Below are 18559 nucleotides of genomic sequence, written 5' to 3' on the forward strand. Positions count from 1 at the left end.
CGAACCTCCATGAACGCTAGAGCAACATTATCAAATGGACGGGGGAAGCATTTGATCGTTCTTGCGGTTTCTGCTTTCCACCCAGAGCGTATAAGAGACCTCCACGTCTCCTCGCTCTAGCTTATGAAGTCCCCTTACCCAACAATGTTCACGAGAGGCGGCCATGAAAGGAAGACGTAAAGTCAAAACGTCTAAGTGGTTTTTTAAGGCTCAATTTGAGGCCGAAGCTCAGCGCATGATGGCAAATAGATCTAATGAAGCAGCACATAGATTTCTTGATGCGGCCTCGCAATTCGGAATAGAACATGAACCTACTGGGCGCCTTGCGGGCGGCTAGCATAACCTTAATCCTCAAGGTGACCGCGGCTGCACACGCCTATTTTCGACCCATTACATGTGGTCAGAGAATGCCCCCTGGATGCATAGACAAATCTGAATTGCATAGCTGACAGCCTAACCCTCATCAAGCGTCCCAGTATTTCTTCCGATATTGAGAGCCCTATGCACAAATCAGATCTTCCAATGCTACTCACTCAGACTATCGAGGTAGTTATCCGCGCGGGGCAGCTACTTATTGCGGAATGGGCGAGGGTAAATGGACCACGAGGGAAGGGCGATAAGGCCATAGTAGACATAGAAATCGAACGCGTTCTACGCCAGCAACTTCTAGGACTTTTTTCTTGTGACTTCTGGGGCGAGGAAACCGGACATAGCCTCACGGGACATTCCTGGTGTTGGGTCGTCGATCCTAACGACGGTACGAGTGATTTTCTCAAAGGTCTCAAAGGGTCTGCCATTTCTGTCGGCCTTCTGCATAAGCAAATTCCGGTATTGGGCGTGGTCTACGCACCAGTCACTGTTGAGGGCTCGCCTGATTGCATCGCCTGGTCTGAGGGACTACCCGATTTGTTACGCAATGGACACAGCCAGTAGCAAGAAAGCTTACTGGACTGGCGTTGTCGAGCAGCTCCCACGTGATGGTGAGTGCCGCCGCGATCATCAAGCCAGATATCAATCGTGAGCTCTGCACCCCCAGCAGTTTTGTTGCGATGCCCTCAATTGCCTATAGGCTTGCAAAAGTCGCCGCAGGAGATGGCGTCTGCGGAGTTTCTCTGTACGCGGTTTCTGCACATGACGTCGTTGCAGGACACGCGTTGTTGCGAGGTGCGGGTGGCATTTTGCTCAATGAAAATGGTGAGTCAATTTGCTATGTAACAGAAGCAAACATGCAGACGGTCTCAAGACGCTGCTTCGGGGGATCAGAGATCGCGTGCCAGACATTGGTGGCTCGAGATTGGAATCGTATTTTCACAGCGAAGGAGAGCCAAGCTTAGACGCAATCATTGAATTTGGCGTTTATAGTCAAGCCATACCAATGTTGTCGCCTGAGGTGTCAGGCAATTCTCCGACTGCTCACCAGTAGCGCGCTTCGTGCATTAGGAGAATTGGAAGGTAACTAGGAGGCCAACCGATGACGATTAATTCCGATAAAGATGTCAAAGCTACCGCGATCGAGGCATTCAGCCGGGTCGAGAGCTCAGCTCCTGCGGGCAAACCACTACACTAAAAGAGCAAGGAATAGACGTGTGTCCTCGTCCAAGAGCGGCGCCTGCAGGAAGAAAAGAAAAGCGTCGGACTATTTCGATGGCATCGGCGGTCCAATATACGGGTAGGGGGATTATTAATGCGAGATAGTAGCTTTTTTGAACACTGCCGTCGAATACGACTCACACTACTTTAAACTAAACTAAACTAAACTTAACTTAACTAAATAGATGTTTAGTCGAGTTAACCCATTATCCAAGTTAGAGAGCGGTGCGATTGGCAGGGCGTCGGTCCGTAGACTATGCCCAATTGTATAAATCATGCATCAGACCTGATGCTGCTCAGTTTTCGAGCGTTTAAGTCTCATCCACCATAAAGCCGAAAATGCAAACGTGCGTTCAGATTGAGATCGGTCTGTTAGAAGTGTTGTATGAGGAGGGTCGACTACTGCCAAGTCCAATGATGACCATCACGAGTGATTGCAATACGCGCGTTATATTAGATGTACAAATCTCAGGTGGCAACCTCGGACCAACCATGGAACAGTTGAATGGGTGACCGGGCGAGGTCTTGGGTTCGCTTTCGCTGAGGTAAAAATGCACGGAAAAGACCACCCGCTCGCCTGCGCACTTGAACTCATTTTTTGTAAGTGTCCCGTGTTCCGTTTGTGAATGCCAGTTGAGGCGTCAGGCTCGGTACTAATGTGGTTTCATACCCCTGTATCATTTTTACTTACATGAATTTGAAAAAATCGCTTTTTAACCGACAAAATCAATTCGCGGGAGGGAACGAAGTAAACAGTGACTTGTACATTCGCAAAGGGTTTGCCAAGGTGATCCGTCGCCAAATGCCGAGCGAAGCAGATCCAAGTTTACGTATTGCCTGTCGCATAATTAAATGTGCTAATCGCTCAGGTAGAAAGATGGTGGAGCGTAAACCATTGAGATTGCAATTGCATTTTTAGATGCCAGGATTCGCACTTTCAACGGCACTCGACGCATACCGTGTCCATTTTGATAGTTCAAGCGCCATGTAAAATTTGACCGATGTAAGTCCCTCAAAAGTTTGTGACTACATCTCGCCGGTGATATTGAGTCGGGCATTCTGTAAAACGTCAAAAACCATAAAAGAATCTTCCTGGGTCAGCGCGGGAAGCTGCGATGTGAGGTCGGTAGCGCCACAAAAGCGCGATTATTTTCCGCTGAATACTGAGCATGATCAGAATTCGACGGAAACCCTTTGGGTGCGAAATTTCGCTGCCGAAGCGGAACAAGCACCACAAGTAACGAAAAATCAATTCGTTAGCGCAAGACGTCGAATAAGCATTGGTCACTAATCCGTGGAATGCGGGCCAGACATGGTCGTTATAACGCGGAAAATAGAGATTTGAGTCGTTGTTTTTCCGCTGATCTATGACTATTGGGCGGGTTTCAACGCGGTATCGCTCGGGCATACGCTCAGCTTACCAGGCAGTAATAGACGAATAATCTTATAAAACTCATAGCGTTAGAGTGGTTTTCACTTGAGTGATGGTCATTGTTCGGCGGAAATATGAGCTCGCGCAAAATCGTTATTAAATGGAAAAGCCGAGAACGATGATCCAGGGGCTTGTAGAGAGTGACTTTCCGGCGATCTGTGACCAAACGGCTGGAGGCAAACGTTGGCAGTAAAAAATATAGCCAATTAAAACAGATGGTTACGGCCTTGGCGGCGCTTTCCATTTATTAGTGGTTGCTGACACCAGGTTTCAAATCTGACTGGCAGAGCCCCTCAGCTCCGTATATGAAACATCGCATAATGTATATTATGTTAAATGATGTGTCAGGACGGAACTTTTCCATAAGTGTCACCCTTTCCGTCCTGACACTAAGTTTTTGAATCGATCAGAACGTCCTGCTTCTGGCAAGCGTTTACAGAACGCCGAAGGAAATCTTTGGTTATCGCCAAGCCACCAGCGCGCATCAGCAGCGCGATGGTGAAATCCGCCCCCGACGTTACACAGGCCAGCAAAGCTCGACTCCTGTCCTGCAACATGTGCGCCCATTTATGTGCTTGCGTTAACCCGCGATCTTTATTGCAAGCTCAGCGACGTGTTTACCCTGGAAACGCGCAATATCCAGTTCATTTTGTGACGGTTGCCGTTTACCGTCGGCGCCTGCCAGGGTGGTCGCGCCATAGGGTGTACCGCCGGTGATCTCGCTCATGTTGGTCAGCCCTGCACAGGTGTAAGGCACCCCCACGATGACCATCCCCTGATGCAGGAGCGTGCTGTGGATAGAGAACCAGTACCTTCGCCATGATTTTTCTCCTGCATCAAGCGTCATTCGATGAATTAGGAAGATCTTGGATTACACCACTGTCAACGAACCACAGCGGCAGGTGTAGCGCTTGGTCACGAACAAAACTGCGGCTCACACCTATCCGATTGCAGAGACTTTGACGGCATGCGGATTAACACCAGCAGCTCCGTATGCCACCTGCTGGCAGACAGAGACGCTTCTATTGCCCTTCCCTGTCCCAGAGCAGTCTGTCAATCAGCTGCTAGTGTTAAAAGTGCGCGGCTTCAATAGCAGACTTACTTGCGCATCCTCTCTCGCGTCCACAGGCGGAACACCATGAGATACAACCTGTTTGAGAATCAGAGAAACGAGATCATCCTGCTCGCCCGCATCCTTCTAATGATCCTTTTCATCATTTCCGGCTGGAGCAAGCTGACTAACTTTAGCGGTACCGTTGCTTACTTGAGCTCACTCGGCGCGCCCATGCCCATGGTCGCTGCGGGGGTTGCGGTCGTCATGGAGTTCTTTGTCGCTATAGCAATCGTCGTAGGTTTCTACACCCGCCCACTCGCATTTCTCTACGTCTTGTTCGTACTCGGTACCGCTCTGATCGGGCATCACTTTTGGACTATGGTTGACCCAGAGCGCGCGGCCAACATGACCCAATATTTCAAGAATCTCAGCATCATGGGCGGCTTGCTGCTGCTGGGCATTACAGGTCCTGGCAAGTATTCGGTTGATGGCAGATAGCAGCATGCACATGATAAAAGGCAATGGCTTGGAATTACGGCAAGATCGCCTACTTTCTATTCAGGGAAGATACCTTTGCCTCAAGCCGTTCGTTCAGCTATGGCGGCACATGGAATATCAAGGTCGACCCGCAAGGACCCGAGTTCCAGATTTGATTTGATTGAATGAAGAAGCCGCCTTCCCGAAGGCGGTTTTTTCTGCGACAAGCCTGAAATCCCCCCCGCCTTCCCGTAGACCCAACCTCCTCCTTCCATTGAAAACCTGCAGTGGCAGGCTCCTTCAACACCTCGGCATCAATTCAATACCCATGCCGAGGCACATCCCATGATCGAACCTGGCCCATCGTCTTCGCGAGCCCGCTCCCATAGGGCACCGCTCGCTACCTGAGCGAGCGTCAACAGAACGTTATTTCTTTCGAGACGCCTCACAACCGCTGATCAGTTAGTTCGGTTTTTTGACACTTCCCCGATATGCGGTCACACCTTTTGCGCTCCGTTGGGCCATAAAACGGTAGCTGTCGATGGAATATTGGCATCTACCGAGGTTTTCGCCTGATACGGAGATAAGCTCATGATTTTCAATGTACAAAATTTTGGCGCCAAAGGAGATGGCATCACTGACGACACGGCGGCGGTACAAAGTGCGATTGATGCGGCGGCCGCCGCAGGCGGGGGGCAGGTTTATATGCCGACCGGAACTTATATCGTTTCGGGAGGTGCGGAACCCTCCGACGGCTGCCTGATGCTCAAGAGCAACGTCTACCTGTACGGCGACGGCATGGGCGCAACCACCGTCAAAGTGGCTGACGGCTCCGACACCAAGATCACGGGGATTATCCGCTCCGCCTATGGCGAGGAAACCCACGACTTCGGCGTCAGCAACCTCACCATCGATGGCAACCGTGACAGCACCACGGGCAAGATCGACGGTTGGTTCAACGGCTACATTCCCGGCGAAGCAGGCTACGACTCCAACGTTACCCTCGACAGCGTCGAGATCAAGGATTGCTCCGGGTACGGTTTCGACCCCCACGAGCAGACCGTCAACATAGTCATCAAGAACAGCGTGTCCCACGGCAACGGCCTGGACGGCTTCGTTGCTGACTTCCTCAGCAACAGCACCTTTGAAAACAACGTTGCTTACGACAACGACCGGCACGGTTTCAACGTCGTTACCAGCACCCACGATTTCACCATGACCAATAACGTCGCCTACGACAACGGCGGCAATGGCATCGTGGTGCAGCGCGGCAGCGAGGACATTCCCTCTCCGAGCAACATCACCATCACCGGTGGAGAGGTGTACGGCAACGGCGCCGAGGGGGTGCTGATCAAACTGTCCAGCGAGGTGACCGTCGCAGGCGTCGACATTCACGACAACGCCAGTGACGGGGTCCGAATCTACGGCAGTAACCACGTCGAGATCATCGACAACACGCTTAACAATAATTCCCTGGGCAGCCCCGTACCGGAGATCATTATCCAGTCCTACGACGACACCCTGGGTGTGTCCGGCAAGTACTTCAACGGCAGCGATAACACCATTCAGGGCAACATCATCAGCGGCAGCAACCTGTCGACCTACGGTGTTGCAGAGCGCAATGAAGATGGCACTGATCGCAACGCCATTATTGCCAACACCATCAGTCACACCAGCATGGGTGCCACGCTGGTCTATGGTGACGGCAGCTACGTCAGCGCCACGGAGCCGATGACTACCGTGCAAGGTACCGCTGGCAACGACACCCTGCTGGGCAGTACCGCCAGCGAGATTTTCTACGGCGGTGCCGGTAACGACACCATCAATGGAGGCGCCGGTGGCGACATTCTGGTGGGGGGTGCAGGCATCGACAAACTCACCGGCGGTACCGGCACCGATACGTTCCGTTTCGCCGCTCAGTCCGACAGTTACCGCAACGCAACCGCAAGCTTCGATGACACCATCACCGACTTCGACGTCACCCAGGACAAGATCGATCTCGCCGGCCTCGGTTTCACCGGACTGGGCAATGGCCATGGCGGTACCCTGCAGGCCAGCTACAGCGCCAGCAGCGACCGCACCTACATCAAGGACTACGATGCCGACGCCAGCGGCAATCGCTTCGAGCTGATCCTCTCGGGTAACCTGACCAGCACTCTGACGGCCAGTAATTTCATCTTTAATCGGGTGATCACCGGCACCAGCGGCAGCGACTCGCTGCTGGGTAGCGATTCGGCCGACACCCTGCTCGGCCTGGCGGGTAACGACAACCTCAGTGGCGGAGCGGGCGACGACAAGCTCGACGGCGGCGCAGGCATGGACACCCTCACCGGTGGCTCCGGAGCGGACATCTTTGTGTTCTCCAATCGCCTGGACAGTTACCGCAACTACAACACCGGCGGTGCCAACCTTGGCGACCTGATCACCGATTTCGATATCACCGCCGACAAGATCGACCTCTCGGCCATAGGTTTCACCGGCCTGGGGGATGGCAAGAACAACACCGTGTACGTGGTGCTCAACAGTACCGGCACCAAGACTTACATCAAGTCCCTGACCGCCGACGCCAATGGCAACCGCTTCGAAGTGGCACTGGACGGCAACTACCTCGATAAGCTGACCAGCGCCAACTTCGTCTTCGCCACGTCGTCACCGACCAACCAGGCGCCGGTGCTGGCCACGCCGCTGCTGGATCAGAACGCGACCGAAAACACTCCGTTCAGCTACGTGGTGCCGGCCACCAGTTTCACCGATCCGGATAACGACAGCCTCAGCTACACCGCCAAACTGGCCAATGGAAGCGCCCTGCCCAGTTGGCTGACCTTCGATGCAGCCACTCGTACGTTCAGCGGCACACCCAGCGACACCGCGTCCGGCAATTACGACGTGCTGGTCAAAGCCACGGACCCGGCCGGTGCATCGGTCAGCGATAGCTTTGCCCTGGTAGTGGCCGATGCGCCCGCCAACACCATCACCGGCACCAACAACGCCGAGACCCTCAACGGCACAGCAGGTGCGGACCTGATCCTCGGCCTCGGCGGCAACGACACAATCAAGGCCGGCACCGGCGCGGATATCGTCGACGGCGGTGCCGGACGTGATTCGCTGTACGGCGGTGACGGTGCCGACACCTTCCGCTACACCAACATGCTCGACAGCTACCGCGACTACGACACCGGCGGTGTCACGGCTACCGACACGATTTATGACTTCACCGCGGGCGTCGACAAGATCGATGTTTCGGGCCTTGGCTTTCTCGGCCTCGGTGATGGCAGCAATGGCACGCTGTATGTGACCCTCAACGCGGCCGGCGACAAGACCTACATCAAGTCCGCCGAAGCGGATGCCGATGGCAATCGTTTTGAAATCGCCCTCAACGGCAATTACCTCAACACCCTGACCGCCAGCGACTTCGTGTTCGGCGCGCGCGCCCAGCAGGACATCCTCTACCTGCCTACCCTCGGCCAATCCAATGCGCGCCTGCTGCGCATGACGGAGGACGACAATCAGTCCGGCACCTCGATGCTGGTCAACGACCTGGACCGCTACACCCCCTATGACGTGCGCAGCCAGTTCACCGATGCCAATGGCAACGGCATCGACATCGCGGTGGGCGGCAGCACGGTCACCGGCCTGTCGACTCTCAGCGCCGAGGAACTCAAGTTGTGCTGGTGGCTGACCGACACCAACCAACCCGGGGCTGCGCTGTTGCGCGCCGTGACGCTGCTGCAGGACCAGCTCACCGAACTGCAATCCATCAATAACGTCACCATGGGCATCATTTGGGGCCAGGGCGAGGAAGCCGCCCAGGAGATCGGCCGCGCCACGGACAAAGCAGCGGCAGCAGCGGCCTACAAGGCCGCGACCCTGAAGGTGTTCGATTACCTGCATGCCCAGTTCGGCAACTTCAGCGTGTACATGATGGAAACCGGTCACTACGAGCAGGATGCGGCGCGTGCCCGTGGTTATTCGGAAGAGAAGATTGCCTCCATCGTCGAGGGGGTTGGCTATGTTCGCGCCGCCCAGGAAGCCATCGCCGCCGAGCGCACCGACGTCAAGCTGGCGGTGGACTATACCGACCTCCCCTTGCGCCACGAAGTCGATCCGATGGCGTATCCCGACGACGTCTGGCACCTGCATGAGGAGTCGGCGGAGATCGTCGGCCAGCGCCTGGCTGACTACATTGCCAATGACCTTGGCTTCCAAGGCAACCCTAACGACAACAACAGCGTGCAGGACATTTTCGACAACGCTCAGAACATGATTTCCGGTACCGACCAAGCGGATACCCTGGTGGGCAGTTCGGGCAACGACACACTGGATGGTCACCTGGGCGCCGACACCATGACCGGTGGCGATGGCAACGACATCTATGTGGTCGATAACGCGTTCGACCGCGTGGTGGAAACCAACACCTCGACCTCGCAGATCGATACGGTGCAGGCCTCGGTCAGCTGGACCCTCGGCGCCAATCTCGAGAACCTGGTGCTCACCGGCGTGTCGAACATCAACGGCACCGGCAATGAGCGGCACAACTTCATCACCGGCAATGCCGCCAATAACGTGCTCGATGGTGCCGCAGGGGACGACAGCATGAGCGGCGGCGATGGCAACGACACCTACTATGTCGACAACGCCGACGACGCAGTGATCGAGATCAACAGCAATGCGGTGTCTGGAGGGGTCGACAGCGTGCACAGCAGACTGGCGGCCTATACCCTCGGCAACAACGTCGAGCGGCTGTATATCGATAGCACTGGCGCCGCCAATGGCACGGGCAACGCGATGGACAACACGCTGTTCGCCGGGGCCGGCAATAACGTGCTGGACGGGCGCGATGGCATTGATACGGTGTCCTTTGAGCGCTCCCTGTCTGGCGTTACCGTAAACCTCTCGACGTCAATGCAACAAAACACCGTGGGTTCCGGGCTCGACACCTTGAAATTCTTCGAAAACCTGACGGGAAGTGCCTACGCCGACAGTCTGTCGGGCAACAGCGCCGCGAACGTTCTGAACGGTGGTGCAGGCAATGACACGCTGGTGGGAGGTTCGGGCGATGACCGGCTGATCGGCGGTGCAGGCACCGACAACCTTACCGGTGGCACTGGCGCGGATACCTACGCGTTTGGTGCGCTGTCGGACATGGGCGTCGGGACGTTGCACGATGTGATCAACGGTTTCAAGAGCACCGAGGGCGATCATCTGGATTTCACCGGCCTGGACGCCAACCCTCTGACCCCCACTGTCGACGCCTTCACGTTCATCGGCAGCAACGCCTTCGACCCTGCCAACGCCACCGGCCAACTGCGCTTTGCCGATGGCATTCTCTACGGCAGTGTCAATGCCGACGCCACCCCCGAGTTCGAATTCGAACTGGTGGGCGTCAAGGAACTGCATGCCAGTGATTTCACAGCCTGAGTCAAGCCCACATCCTGTGGGAGCGGGCTTGCCCGCGAAGGTGGCGGCACCCCACCGCTTTCGCGAGCAGGCTCGCTCCCACAAGGGATTTTCAGTGTCACAAAAATCGAGGACAGCCACACAGGCGTCAATCTTGAACCTGGTTGCAACCCTGCGGCTCAAAACAGGCTTTGCACCTGTTCCAGCACCGCGCGGTTCATCTGGCCGGTGTGGGTGTGCAGGCTCACATAGCTTTGCAGCATGTCGAGCTTGGTGTTGAGCAGGTCTCGGCGGGCCTGGAACACCCGCTGCTGGGCATCAAGAATGTCCACCGTGGAGCGCACTCCTCCTTGAAAGCCTTTTTCCGTGGAGGTCAGCGCCCGCTGATTGGACTCCACCGCCCGCTGCATCGCCTTGCTCTTGGCGAATCCGGCCACGACCCCCAGATAATCGGCTTCGATGTCCTCGGCCAACTGTTGATGCTGCACATCGTAGTCGGACTGGGCACCGGCCAATTGTGCTTCGGCCTTCGCCACCGAGGCGCGGACCGCCCCGCCGCGATACAACGGAATATCCAGCTGCACCCCCACGTAATAAGTGTCCTGGCGCGGATCGAGTTCCTGATACTGGCGGGTTTCCCGACGGGTTAGCTGGGTGGTCAGCGACAAGGTCGGATAATGCCCGGCGCGCTGACTGTCGGCCTGCGCCTCGGCGACTTTCACCGCCGCCAGCCGTGCTGCCAGCTCGGGGTTGGCTTCGCGGGCAATCGCCGTCCAGTACGGCAAATCCCGCTCCGGCGGAATCGGGCTACCGGTGGCGAGTTCTTCGCGCATCGGCTGGATGTCGTCAATGGGCACGCTGGCGCGACCGGACAACGCCCGCAACGCAGCCACGCGACGGGCCTGGGCTTCCGCCTCCTGGGCCTCCACCAGATCGAGCCGCGCCTGGGCTTCATCGATGTCGGTGATCGCGCCCTGGCCGCCCTGATAAAGCTTTTTGCTCTGGGTGACCAAGCCATTAATGGCGGCCTTTTGCTGGGCGATCAACTTGATCTCGTTCTCGGCTCGGGCGACGTCGAAATACCCTTTGGCCACCCGGTCATACAGGGTCTGGCCGGCAACGTCGAATAGCTGGGTACCCAATTGCCCCCGCGCCCTGCCCTCCTGATACGCCGCCCAGCGCCCCTTGTCATAGAGCGGTTGTTGCGCCGCAAGGGTGACGTTGTTGGCCTGGTAATCATTACTGTTGACGTAGCCGCGGTCGTCGCCACCATCGGTACGCCCGCCGTAGCCATAACGCGACGTCAGCGACACTTGCGGATAGAGGCCGCCGCGACCGATCGCCTCCTCATGCTTCGAAGCATCAAAGGCATGGGCCGCCGATTGCACGGTCGGGTCATTGAGGCGCGAGGCGTCGTACGCAGCAGTCAGGCTCAGGCCTCCTTCGGCGGCCCACACGGGATTGAGCGCGGCCCAACTGGTACACAAACCCAGCAGCACACCGCAGCGATAGCGGCGACGGTCGGTCATGCTCATTCCTCTTTGAAGGCCGCAAGCAAGCGTTCGCGCAGTGGTTTCATCAGGTAATTCATCAAGGTGCGTTCCCCCGTCACCACCGTGACATCGGCGAGCATGCCGGGGCGCACCAGCAGGCCGGCAGCCTGCAGCGAGGCGACGGTGTCGGCGGGAATTTCGACCTTGGCGGAGAAGTACGGCAGGTGCGTCTGTTCATTGATCAACTGGTCCGCCGACACCGTAGTCACCGTGCCGGTGACAGTCGGCGTATCCACCCGTTGCAGCGCGGTGAAATGCACATGCACTGGCAGCCCCGGGCGCAACTTATTGGCCATCAGCGGCTCGAAACGCGCGGTGATCGCCATCGGCGCATCCAGCGGCACCACCTGCATCAAGTTTTGGCCAGCCTGCGTAACGCCTCCGACCGTATGAATGCTCACGTCCATGACCTGCCCGGACACCGGCGCGCGGATCGCACCGTTCTCGACTTCAAACTGCAAGGCACGAATCTGGTCGGCATAACCTGCCGCCTCGGCAGAGACTTCGCTGAGCTGGGTTTCGGCATCGCGGCGAAATTCCTGTTGCGCCTGCAGGGCCTTGAGCCGGCTTTCGTTGATCGCCTGGCGAGTCCTGCCGACATCGCTCACCCCGGAGGCAATCTGCCCGGCCAATTGGGCCGCGTTGCGCTCGGCCTCGAAGAGTTTGTTGCGCGGAACGTAGCCTTCACGGGCCAAATCACGCAGGCCTTCCAGCTCCTGCTGCTGGAAGCGCATTTGCGCGTCGTAGTTGCGTTTGACACCTTCGTAGCCGAGCAATTGCTGCTGCAATGCCGCGGCTTCGTGTTCGATGATCTGCAAGCGGCTGCCCAGCTCTGCGCGGCGAGTCAGAAACAACTGGCTCTGCAAGGCCATGGCCGCCTTGACCCGCGGTTCGTCGGCATGTTCCAGCAGTTCAGCGGGCCATTGGATCTCGGCTGAGCCCAGGCGCTCGGCAATCAACCGCGACTCGACGCTGCGATCGTTGAGCAACTTGCCCAGGGTCACGTCCAGTTGCGACTGCGCCTGCACCGTATTGAGCTGCACCAGCAACTGCCCCTGGGTGACGCGGTCGCCATCGCTGACCAGCAGCTTTTCCACCACCCCGCCAACCAATGACTGCACAGCCTTGCGCTCGCCCGCCACCACCACGGTGCCGCTGCCCACGACACCCTGGTCGAGCGGCGCCAGGCCGGCCCAGAGCAGGAAGCCGCCCAGCGTCAGGACCAGGAAACCCACACCATAGCGTGCCGCACCGCCGGCGTCGGTACTGGCGCGGGGCAACGCTGCGGTGCTGCGCACGCTCAGGCCCTGCTCGCTGTACGTTTGTGCCTCGGGGGGCAGATCAACCATCTTCGCCAGCCCCCCCGACCGCGGCCGGTCTAGGCCCCGGCATCAATGCCTTGAGCACCCGATCCCGGGGACCGAATGCTTGTTGAATGCCGTCCTTGAGCACCAGGATGTGATCGACCACCGCCAGCACATTAGGCCGGTGGGTAATCAGCACCACGGTGCTGCCAGCAGCCTTGAGCGCACTGATGGCCTGCACCAGCGCCAGCTCTCCGGCTTCATCGAGGTTGGAGTTGGGCTCATCGAGCACGATCAGCGACGGGCGCCCGTAAAGCGCGCGGGCCAGACCGAGGCGTTGCTTTTGTCCGCCGGACAAACCAAGCCCAGCGGGGCCCAGCGGCGTGTCGTAACCCTTGGGGAACCTCAGGATCATCTCGTGAATGCCAGCGTGACGCCCGGCGGCGATGATCTTGTCGGCGTCCTGTTCACCGAAGCGGGCAATGTTGTCGGCCACACTGCCGTCGAACAGCTCGATGTCCTGCGGCAGGTATCCGAGGTACGGGCCCAGGGCGTCGTGGGACCATTGACTGATCTCGGCGTCGTCCAGGCGCACTGACCCGCCCATGGCCGGCCATACCCCGACCAGCGCCCTGGCCAGTGTCGATTTACCACTGGCGCTAGGGCCGACTACGGCAAGCACGTCACCTTTGGCCAGGCTGAAATTGATACCCCGCAGGATCGGTTGCGAGGCACCGGGCGGGCCCACATACAACTGTTCCAGGCGTATCGCGCCGGTGGGCGGCGGCAAAGGCATGCGCAGAGGCTCGCGCGGGTGCTGGGCAAGGAGTTGGCTCAGGCGTTGATAACTCTGGCGGCCGGAGTTGAATTGCTTCCACGAGCCAATGGCGATTTCCACGGGCGCCAGGGCACGCCCCAATAACAGCGACATGGCGATCATCATGCCCGCCGACAAGTGGCCTTCGAGCACCAGCAACGCGCCCAGGCCCAGGGCCAGCGACTGCCCGGAGATGCGCACGAAACGGGTCGTCGAAGTGATACGCGCGCTGCGGTCACTGGCATGGGCCTGGGCGGCAATGATGCGTTGCTGCAGCAGGCTCCAGCGCTGACGCAACGGCCCGAGCATGCCCAGGGCCTGGATGACTTCGGCATTGTGTAACGTGCTGTTTACATAAATCGACGCCTGCACGCCCAGCTGATTGGCTTCGCCCAGACGCGTTCGAGTCGCCAACTCGCCCCACAGTGCCAGGCCGATCAGCACCAGCGCGAGAACCAGCGTCAGCACGCCGAACCAGGGATGAAATATGAACGCCACCAGCAGGAAGATCGGCAGCCAGGGTGCATCGAGCAAAGCGATCAGGCCCTGGCCGGTGATCAACTGCCGAAGCGTCGCCAAATCGATGAGCACCTGCGCCGGGTTGGCGTTGTGCTCGCGCAGGCTGCGAGCGAAGGCGGCGTCGAAAATCCGCTCGCCCAGGGCATCGTCCAGCCCCGCGCTCATGCGAATCATCACCTGGCCGCGTACCCACTCGATCAGCGCGCTGACCATGAACAGCCCCAGGGCGATCAAGGTGAGCATGAACAAGGTGGTTTCGTTGCGGCTGGTGAGGACCCGGTCGTACACCTGCATCATGTAGAGCGACGGCACCAGCACCAGCAGGTTGATCACGCCACTGAACAGCGCCAGCGCCCAGAACACCCGGCGATAGCTTAATAAAGCGGCATCAATGTCATGACGCGGATCGAGAAGCAAACCCATAGAATGTCGCCCGCAAATGGAGTTGTCGGTCCAAGACGCAATCCATCGCGAACGTTTTGCCCTAAGGCAGGGAGAAACACTAAACGTAGCCTGATGTGCCGCTATCAGAGACGACCCTCGTCGCTACTGGCGCCAATTACTGACAGCGCAACCACGGGTTAGTGCCGGTTCGACGGGCTGGGTTTTCATGTGGGTGACGGGCGGGGATGTTGCACAGTGCCATGATCGCTTGTCGCTCGACCTCCCTCAACGCATTGCGCAACATACTTCTGACAACTCGCTTGATCCTCTCGCAAATAACCTGGCAACAACTTACTTCGTTGTATCCAGGACAAGTCGGCCTCTTGAATGACGACCCATGCTTTTTTCGATCGCCACTTTCGCATCACTCAAGGGGTATGCCTCAACGTCGACCGTGAGGTGTCCCTTGTCGAAGAGTTCGGCAATGAGCGAGAGCTGCTGGCCATCCGAACGGGTGGCAAAGTTGGCGGGGGTCACGCCATAGTCGTTTGCCAGCGACATGTTCGGCAGGCTCACGGGCGATACCAACATACCGTTTCTTTTCAGTACCGCAAACGAACGGGTTTGTGTTTCGCCGCCCACCAGATCCAGTACGACATCGACACCGGACACCAGATCCTCGAAGGCCTGGGTCGTGTAGTCGATGGTGTAATCCGCACCAAGGTCTTTGAGGTAGGCATGATTCTGTGCAGAGGCCGTTGCGTAGACTTCAGCGCCCAGGTACTTGGCCATCTGCACGGCCATGCTGCCCACGCCACCAGCCGCGGCGTGGATCAACACCTTCTGTCGCCGTTGCACGCCCGCATGTTCAGTGAGCGCTTGCCACGCAGTCAAAGCGGTTGCAGGAACAGCACTGGCCTGTAGCGCACCGAGAGCGCGCGGCTTCAAGGCCAGTTTTGAAACCTGGGCAACCACTTTGGTCGCAAAACCACCGACGATATTGATGAAGCCAAACACTTCATCGCCGATGCTGAATTCAGTGACGCCCTTCCCCACCGCGACGACGGTACCGGCCACTTCAACGCCTGGGGTAAACGGCAGCGGCAAAGGAATTAACGCTTTCATGGCCCCGGACAGGACCTTCCAGTCAATCGGATTGACCCCAGCTCCGGCAACATCAATCAGCACTTCACCAACACCTGCCACTGGATCCGCGACTTCTTCCAGGCGTAAAACTTCAGGGCTGCCGTATTCGTACACACGTATGGCTTTCATGGAGGCCTCGACTATTGAAAAGGACGGGAGACAAACACTGCGCTGCGAGGCAACCCGCCTTCGCAGCGCGAGGTATCAACGACGGCGAGCGTCGAGGCTGAAGCGACCGGCACCGAAGGCCACCACCTGCAGCAAGCCACCGGCCATTGCGATATTTTTGAAGAAGTGGATGAACTGGTTTTGATCGCCCAGTGCGTTGTGGAACGCCAGTGCGGTAAACACGCTGAACACAGCCAGTACAGCGGCGACGGTGCGGGTGCGGTAACCGGCGATCAACGCCAGGCCACCGCCGATCTCTACAATGATCGCCAACGCCAGTGCCAATTGTGGAAGCGGAAGCCCAACAGAGCTGATGTAGCCGACCATCATCGCGGGAGCGGCCAGTTTCGAAAAACCGGAAAGGATGAAGATTGCACTGAGCAGTACACGGCCAATCAACGAAGCCGAGGCTTGGGTTACGTCGGCACGGCTCTGTTCAGAGGTGGTTGTTTGAGTGATGTTTGCAGAAGTAGTCATGGGGTAATTCCTTCAATGGGGTGCGATTCGACTTGAACCGCCCTGGTGAAGAAATGTTGCGCTTCGTCAGCTAATCTGAATAGCTGACTAATTTAGATCGTTAGATTCGAAAAAATAGACAAGCAGCTCGCTCCATTGAAAAGGACAATAGGCATGATCTCTGACCCCGGAACACCGACACTGGACCAACTGCGCGTGTTCCTGACGGTGGTGGAAGTCGGCAGTTTTGCAGCCGCAGCCAGAAAACTGCACCGGGCCACCTCCGTCATCAGCTACTCGATCGCCAACCTGGAAATGCAGCTCGGCGTGTCGCTGTTTGACCGCCAGACGACACGCAAACCCCAGCTCACCGATGCCGGCCGCACCGTGCTGACCGAAGCCAGAACCATCACCAATGGTATTCATGGATTGCGCGCCAAGGTCAAAGGCCTGCTTCAGGGGCTCGAAGCCGAGGTTCACGTCGTACTCGATGTGATGCTTCCCGCCGAACGTGTGGTGGACGCACTCAAATCCTTTCGCGAAGAATTCCCTACGGTTGCACTTCACCTACACATGGAAGCGCTCGGCGCCGTCACTGAGCTGGTGATCAACCGAGGTGCGATCGTCGGCGTGAGCGGGCCAATGAATGAGGGAATCAGCGGTATCGAAAGAATTGGCGTCGGCAGTGTCGAATTGATTCCGGTGGCAGCCCCGAATCATCCTCTGGCTTCAAGCGACTTGAATGTTCCCGGTGCCGGGCGAGAGTTCACTCAACTGGTGCTGTCCGATCGCTCGCTTCTGACCAAGGACAAGGACTTCGCCGTCCTCAGTAACCGCACCTGGCGGCTTGCGGACTTGGGCGCAAAGCACATGCTGCTGCGTGAAGGCATTGGTTGGGGGAACATGCCAGCCCCGATGGTCCAGGAAGATCTGGATAGCGGCCGACTCGTGCGGCTGAACATACCGGAATACAAAAGCGGGATTTACTCCTTCGACGCCATCTACCGCACGGATCTGCCACCGGGCCCCGCCGCGAGGTGGTTGATTGACCGCTTCGTTCAGCAAAGCTCGGCGCAGGACGCAACCGCTTGAGCGTGGTACCTGTCGATTTTCTGGAACCTGGACATCGAAATTAATCGGGGTTTTCCAGACAGCGCGTGCTCTTGGCGCAGAGTGAGCGAGAACAATGCTTAACAGTTGCCGCTAAACACGCAGAACTGAGGGTCATTCAATTGATGCATACGTCACTGTCAATTGCGAAAGCGTCTCTCAAATAATCAGTGAACGCCCGCACCCGGGCCGATTGTCTGCGATCCGGTGGAGAAACCGCGTGAATGGGCAGTGACGACGGTATGTACCCCTCTAGTAACGCGACCGCCCGCCCCGCCTGCAGATCCTCACGAAACAACCATGAGGGAGACAGTGATAGGCCTAATCCACTCAGGACCATTTGTCGTATCGATTCGCTGTTGTTACTGCGTACATTGCCCTTGACCTGCACGCTGCTCCATTGGCCGCAGTGCTCGAAGCTCCAGCTGTCGAAGTGTTCCAGCTGATTGAAGACGAGGCAGTTGTGATCGCTCAGCGCATCAGGCGTCACAGGTACACCGTACTGTTCGAGATAAGTGGGGGCAGCGAACACCCGACGTCTCGTAAGGCCTATTTGTCTGGCGACCAAACTACTGTCCTTCAGTTGGCCAATTCGCACCGCGACATCGATACCCTCGCTAACCAGGTCGACATTCTCGTCGTTCAATTGCAAGTCGATGGATACGTCGGGGTTTTGCTGAAGAAAACCGTGCAGCCGCGGCGCGATTTGTATCCGTCCGAAACTGCCCGAAGACGCAATGCGCAGTGGACCGGCAACCCGCTCCTGGCCAGTCTGGAAACTGTGCTCGGCATTGTCCACGGCAGCAAGAATCTGTCGACAGTGCTCATAGTAGCGCTGGCCTTCATCAGTCAAACATAGCTGGCGCGTACTACGGGCAAACAGTCGGCCGCCTAGCCTTTTTTCCAGCGCGTCTATCTGCTTGCTGATCGTAGGCTGGCTGAGTCCGATCTCTCGGGCGACTGCGGAGAAGCTGCCTCGTTCCACCACCCGCATAAAAATCGCCATCGCTTCTAATGTGTCCATATCTGCCTACTTAGCGGTCGTTTGGAATTAATACTATAGGCATTTGCCCTCTTATCAGAATTCATTGGCTGCGTGAAACTCTATCCATCGCCCCAACACGGGCTTGAATCATTTCACCAGGATCTATC

General features: G+C 57.5%; 9 protein-coding genes and 2 pseudogenes. 4 read left to right on the forward strand and 7 right to left on the reverse strand.

What is annotated here, in order from left to right; all coding sequences use genetic code 11:
• Positions 1-501: 501 nt before the first annotated feature.
• Positions 502-1334: pseudogene (locus KGB14_RS20825) on the forward strand (inositol monophosphatase family protein).
• A 2268-nt stretch (positions 1335-3602) separates the two neighbouring features.
• On the opposite strand, the pseudogene KGB14_RS20830 reads toward KGB14_RS20825, so the two are convergent.
• Positions 3603-3824 (reverse strand): annotated as a pseudogene (locus KGB14_RS20830) (NAD(P)H:quinone oxidoreductase); the annotation flags it as partial.
• A 336-nt stretch (positions 3825-4160) separates the two neighbouring features.
• Between KGB14_RS20830 and KGB14_RS20835 the strand changes: the two are divergent.
• Both KGB14_RS20835 and KGB14_RS20840 read left to right on the forward strand, forming a co-directional pair.
• Positions 4161-4574 carry a DoxX family protein gene (locus tag KGB14_RS20835; RefSeq protein ID WP_223488582.1) on the forward strand — a complete coding sequence of 138 codons (414 nt, stop codon included), beginning with the start codon at positions 4161-4163 and terminating at the stop codon, positions 4572-4574.
• 570 nt (positions 4575-5144) lie between these two features.
• Entirely contained in the window at positions 5145-9971 is a 4827-nt protein-coding gene (locus KGB14_RS20840; RefSeq protein ID WP_223488583.1) for a M10 family metallopeptidase C-terminal domain-containing protein, read from the forward strand.
• Between the two features lie 158 nt (positions 9972-10129).
• Here KGB14_RS20840 and KGB14_RS20845 read toward each other — a convergent pair whose 3' ends face one another.
• From KGB14_RS20845 to KGB14_RS20865, 5 genes are all read right to left on the reverse strand, one after another.
• Positions 10130-11479: a TolC family outer membrane protein gene (locus tag KGB14_RS20845; RefSeq protein ID WP_223488584.1), complete on the reverse strand. Its 1350-nt coding sequence runs from the start codon at positions 11477-11479 to the stop codon at positions 10130-10132.
• A gap of 2 nt (positions 11480-11481) precedes the next feature.
• Positions 11482-12852 carry an HlyD family type I secretion periplasmic adaptor subunit gene (locus KGB14_RS20850; protein ID WP_223488585.1) on the reverse strand — a complete coding sequence of 457 codons (1371 nt, stop codon included), beginning with the start codon at positions 12850-12852 and terminating at the stop codon, positions 11482-11484.
• Positions 12845-14566, reverse strand: coding sequence for a type I secretion system permease/ATPase (locus KGB14_RS20855; RefSeq protein ID WP_223488586.1), 1722 nt, complete (start codon positions 14564-14566; stop codon positions 12845-12847). The genes KGB14_RS20850 and KGB14_RS20855 overlap by 8 nt, the downstream gene beginning before the upstream one ends.
• 312 nt (positions 14567-14878) lie before the next feature.
• Positions 14879-15802: an NADP-dependent oxidoreductase gene (locus KGB14_RS20860; protein WP_223488587.1), complete on the reverse strand. Its 924-nt coding sequence runs from the start codon at positions 15800-15802 to the stop codon at positions 14879-14881.
• Between the two features lie 75 nt (positions 15803-15877).
• Positions 15878-16318, reverse strand: a complete 441-nt coding sequence (locus KGB14_RS20865) for a DoxX family protein (protein WP_223488588.1) — start codon at positions 16316-16318, stop codon at positions 15878-15880.
• Positions 16319-16471: 153 nt separating this feature from the next.
• Between KGB14_RS20865 and KGB14_RS20870 the strand changes: the two genes are divergently transcribed.
• Positions 16472-17389, forward strand: coding sequence for a LysR family transcriptional regulator (locus KGB14_RS20870; RefSeq protein WP_223488589.1), 918 nt, complete (start codon positions 16472-16474; stop codon positions 17387-17389).
• 136 nt (positions 17390-17525) lie between these two features.
• Here KGB14_RS20870 and KGB14_RS20875 read toward each other — a convergent pair whose 3' ends face one another.
• The gene (locus KGB14_RS20875; protein WP_223488590.1) at positions 17526-18431 is read right to left on the reverse strand and encodes a LysR family transcriptional regulator; all 906 of its coding nucleotides are present in this window, start codon (positions 18429-18431) and stop codon (positions 17526-17528) included.
• Positions 18432-18559 lie beyond the last annotated feature (128 nt).

The organism is Pseudomonas sp. A-RE-19, assembly GCF_019956555.1.
Classification (GTDB): domain Bacteria; phylum Pseudomonadota; class Gammaproteobacteria; order Pseudomonadales; family Pseudomonadaceae; genus Aquipseudomonas.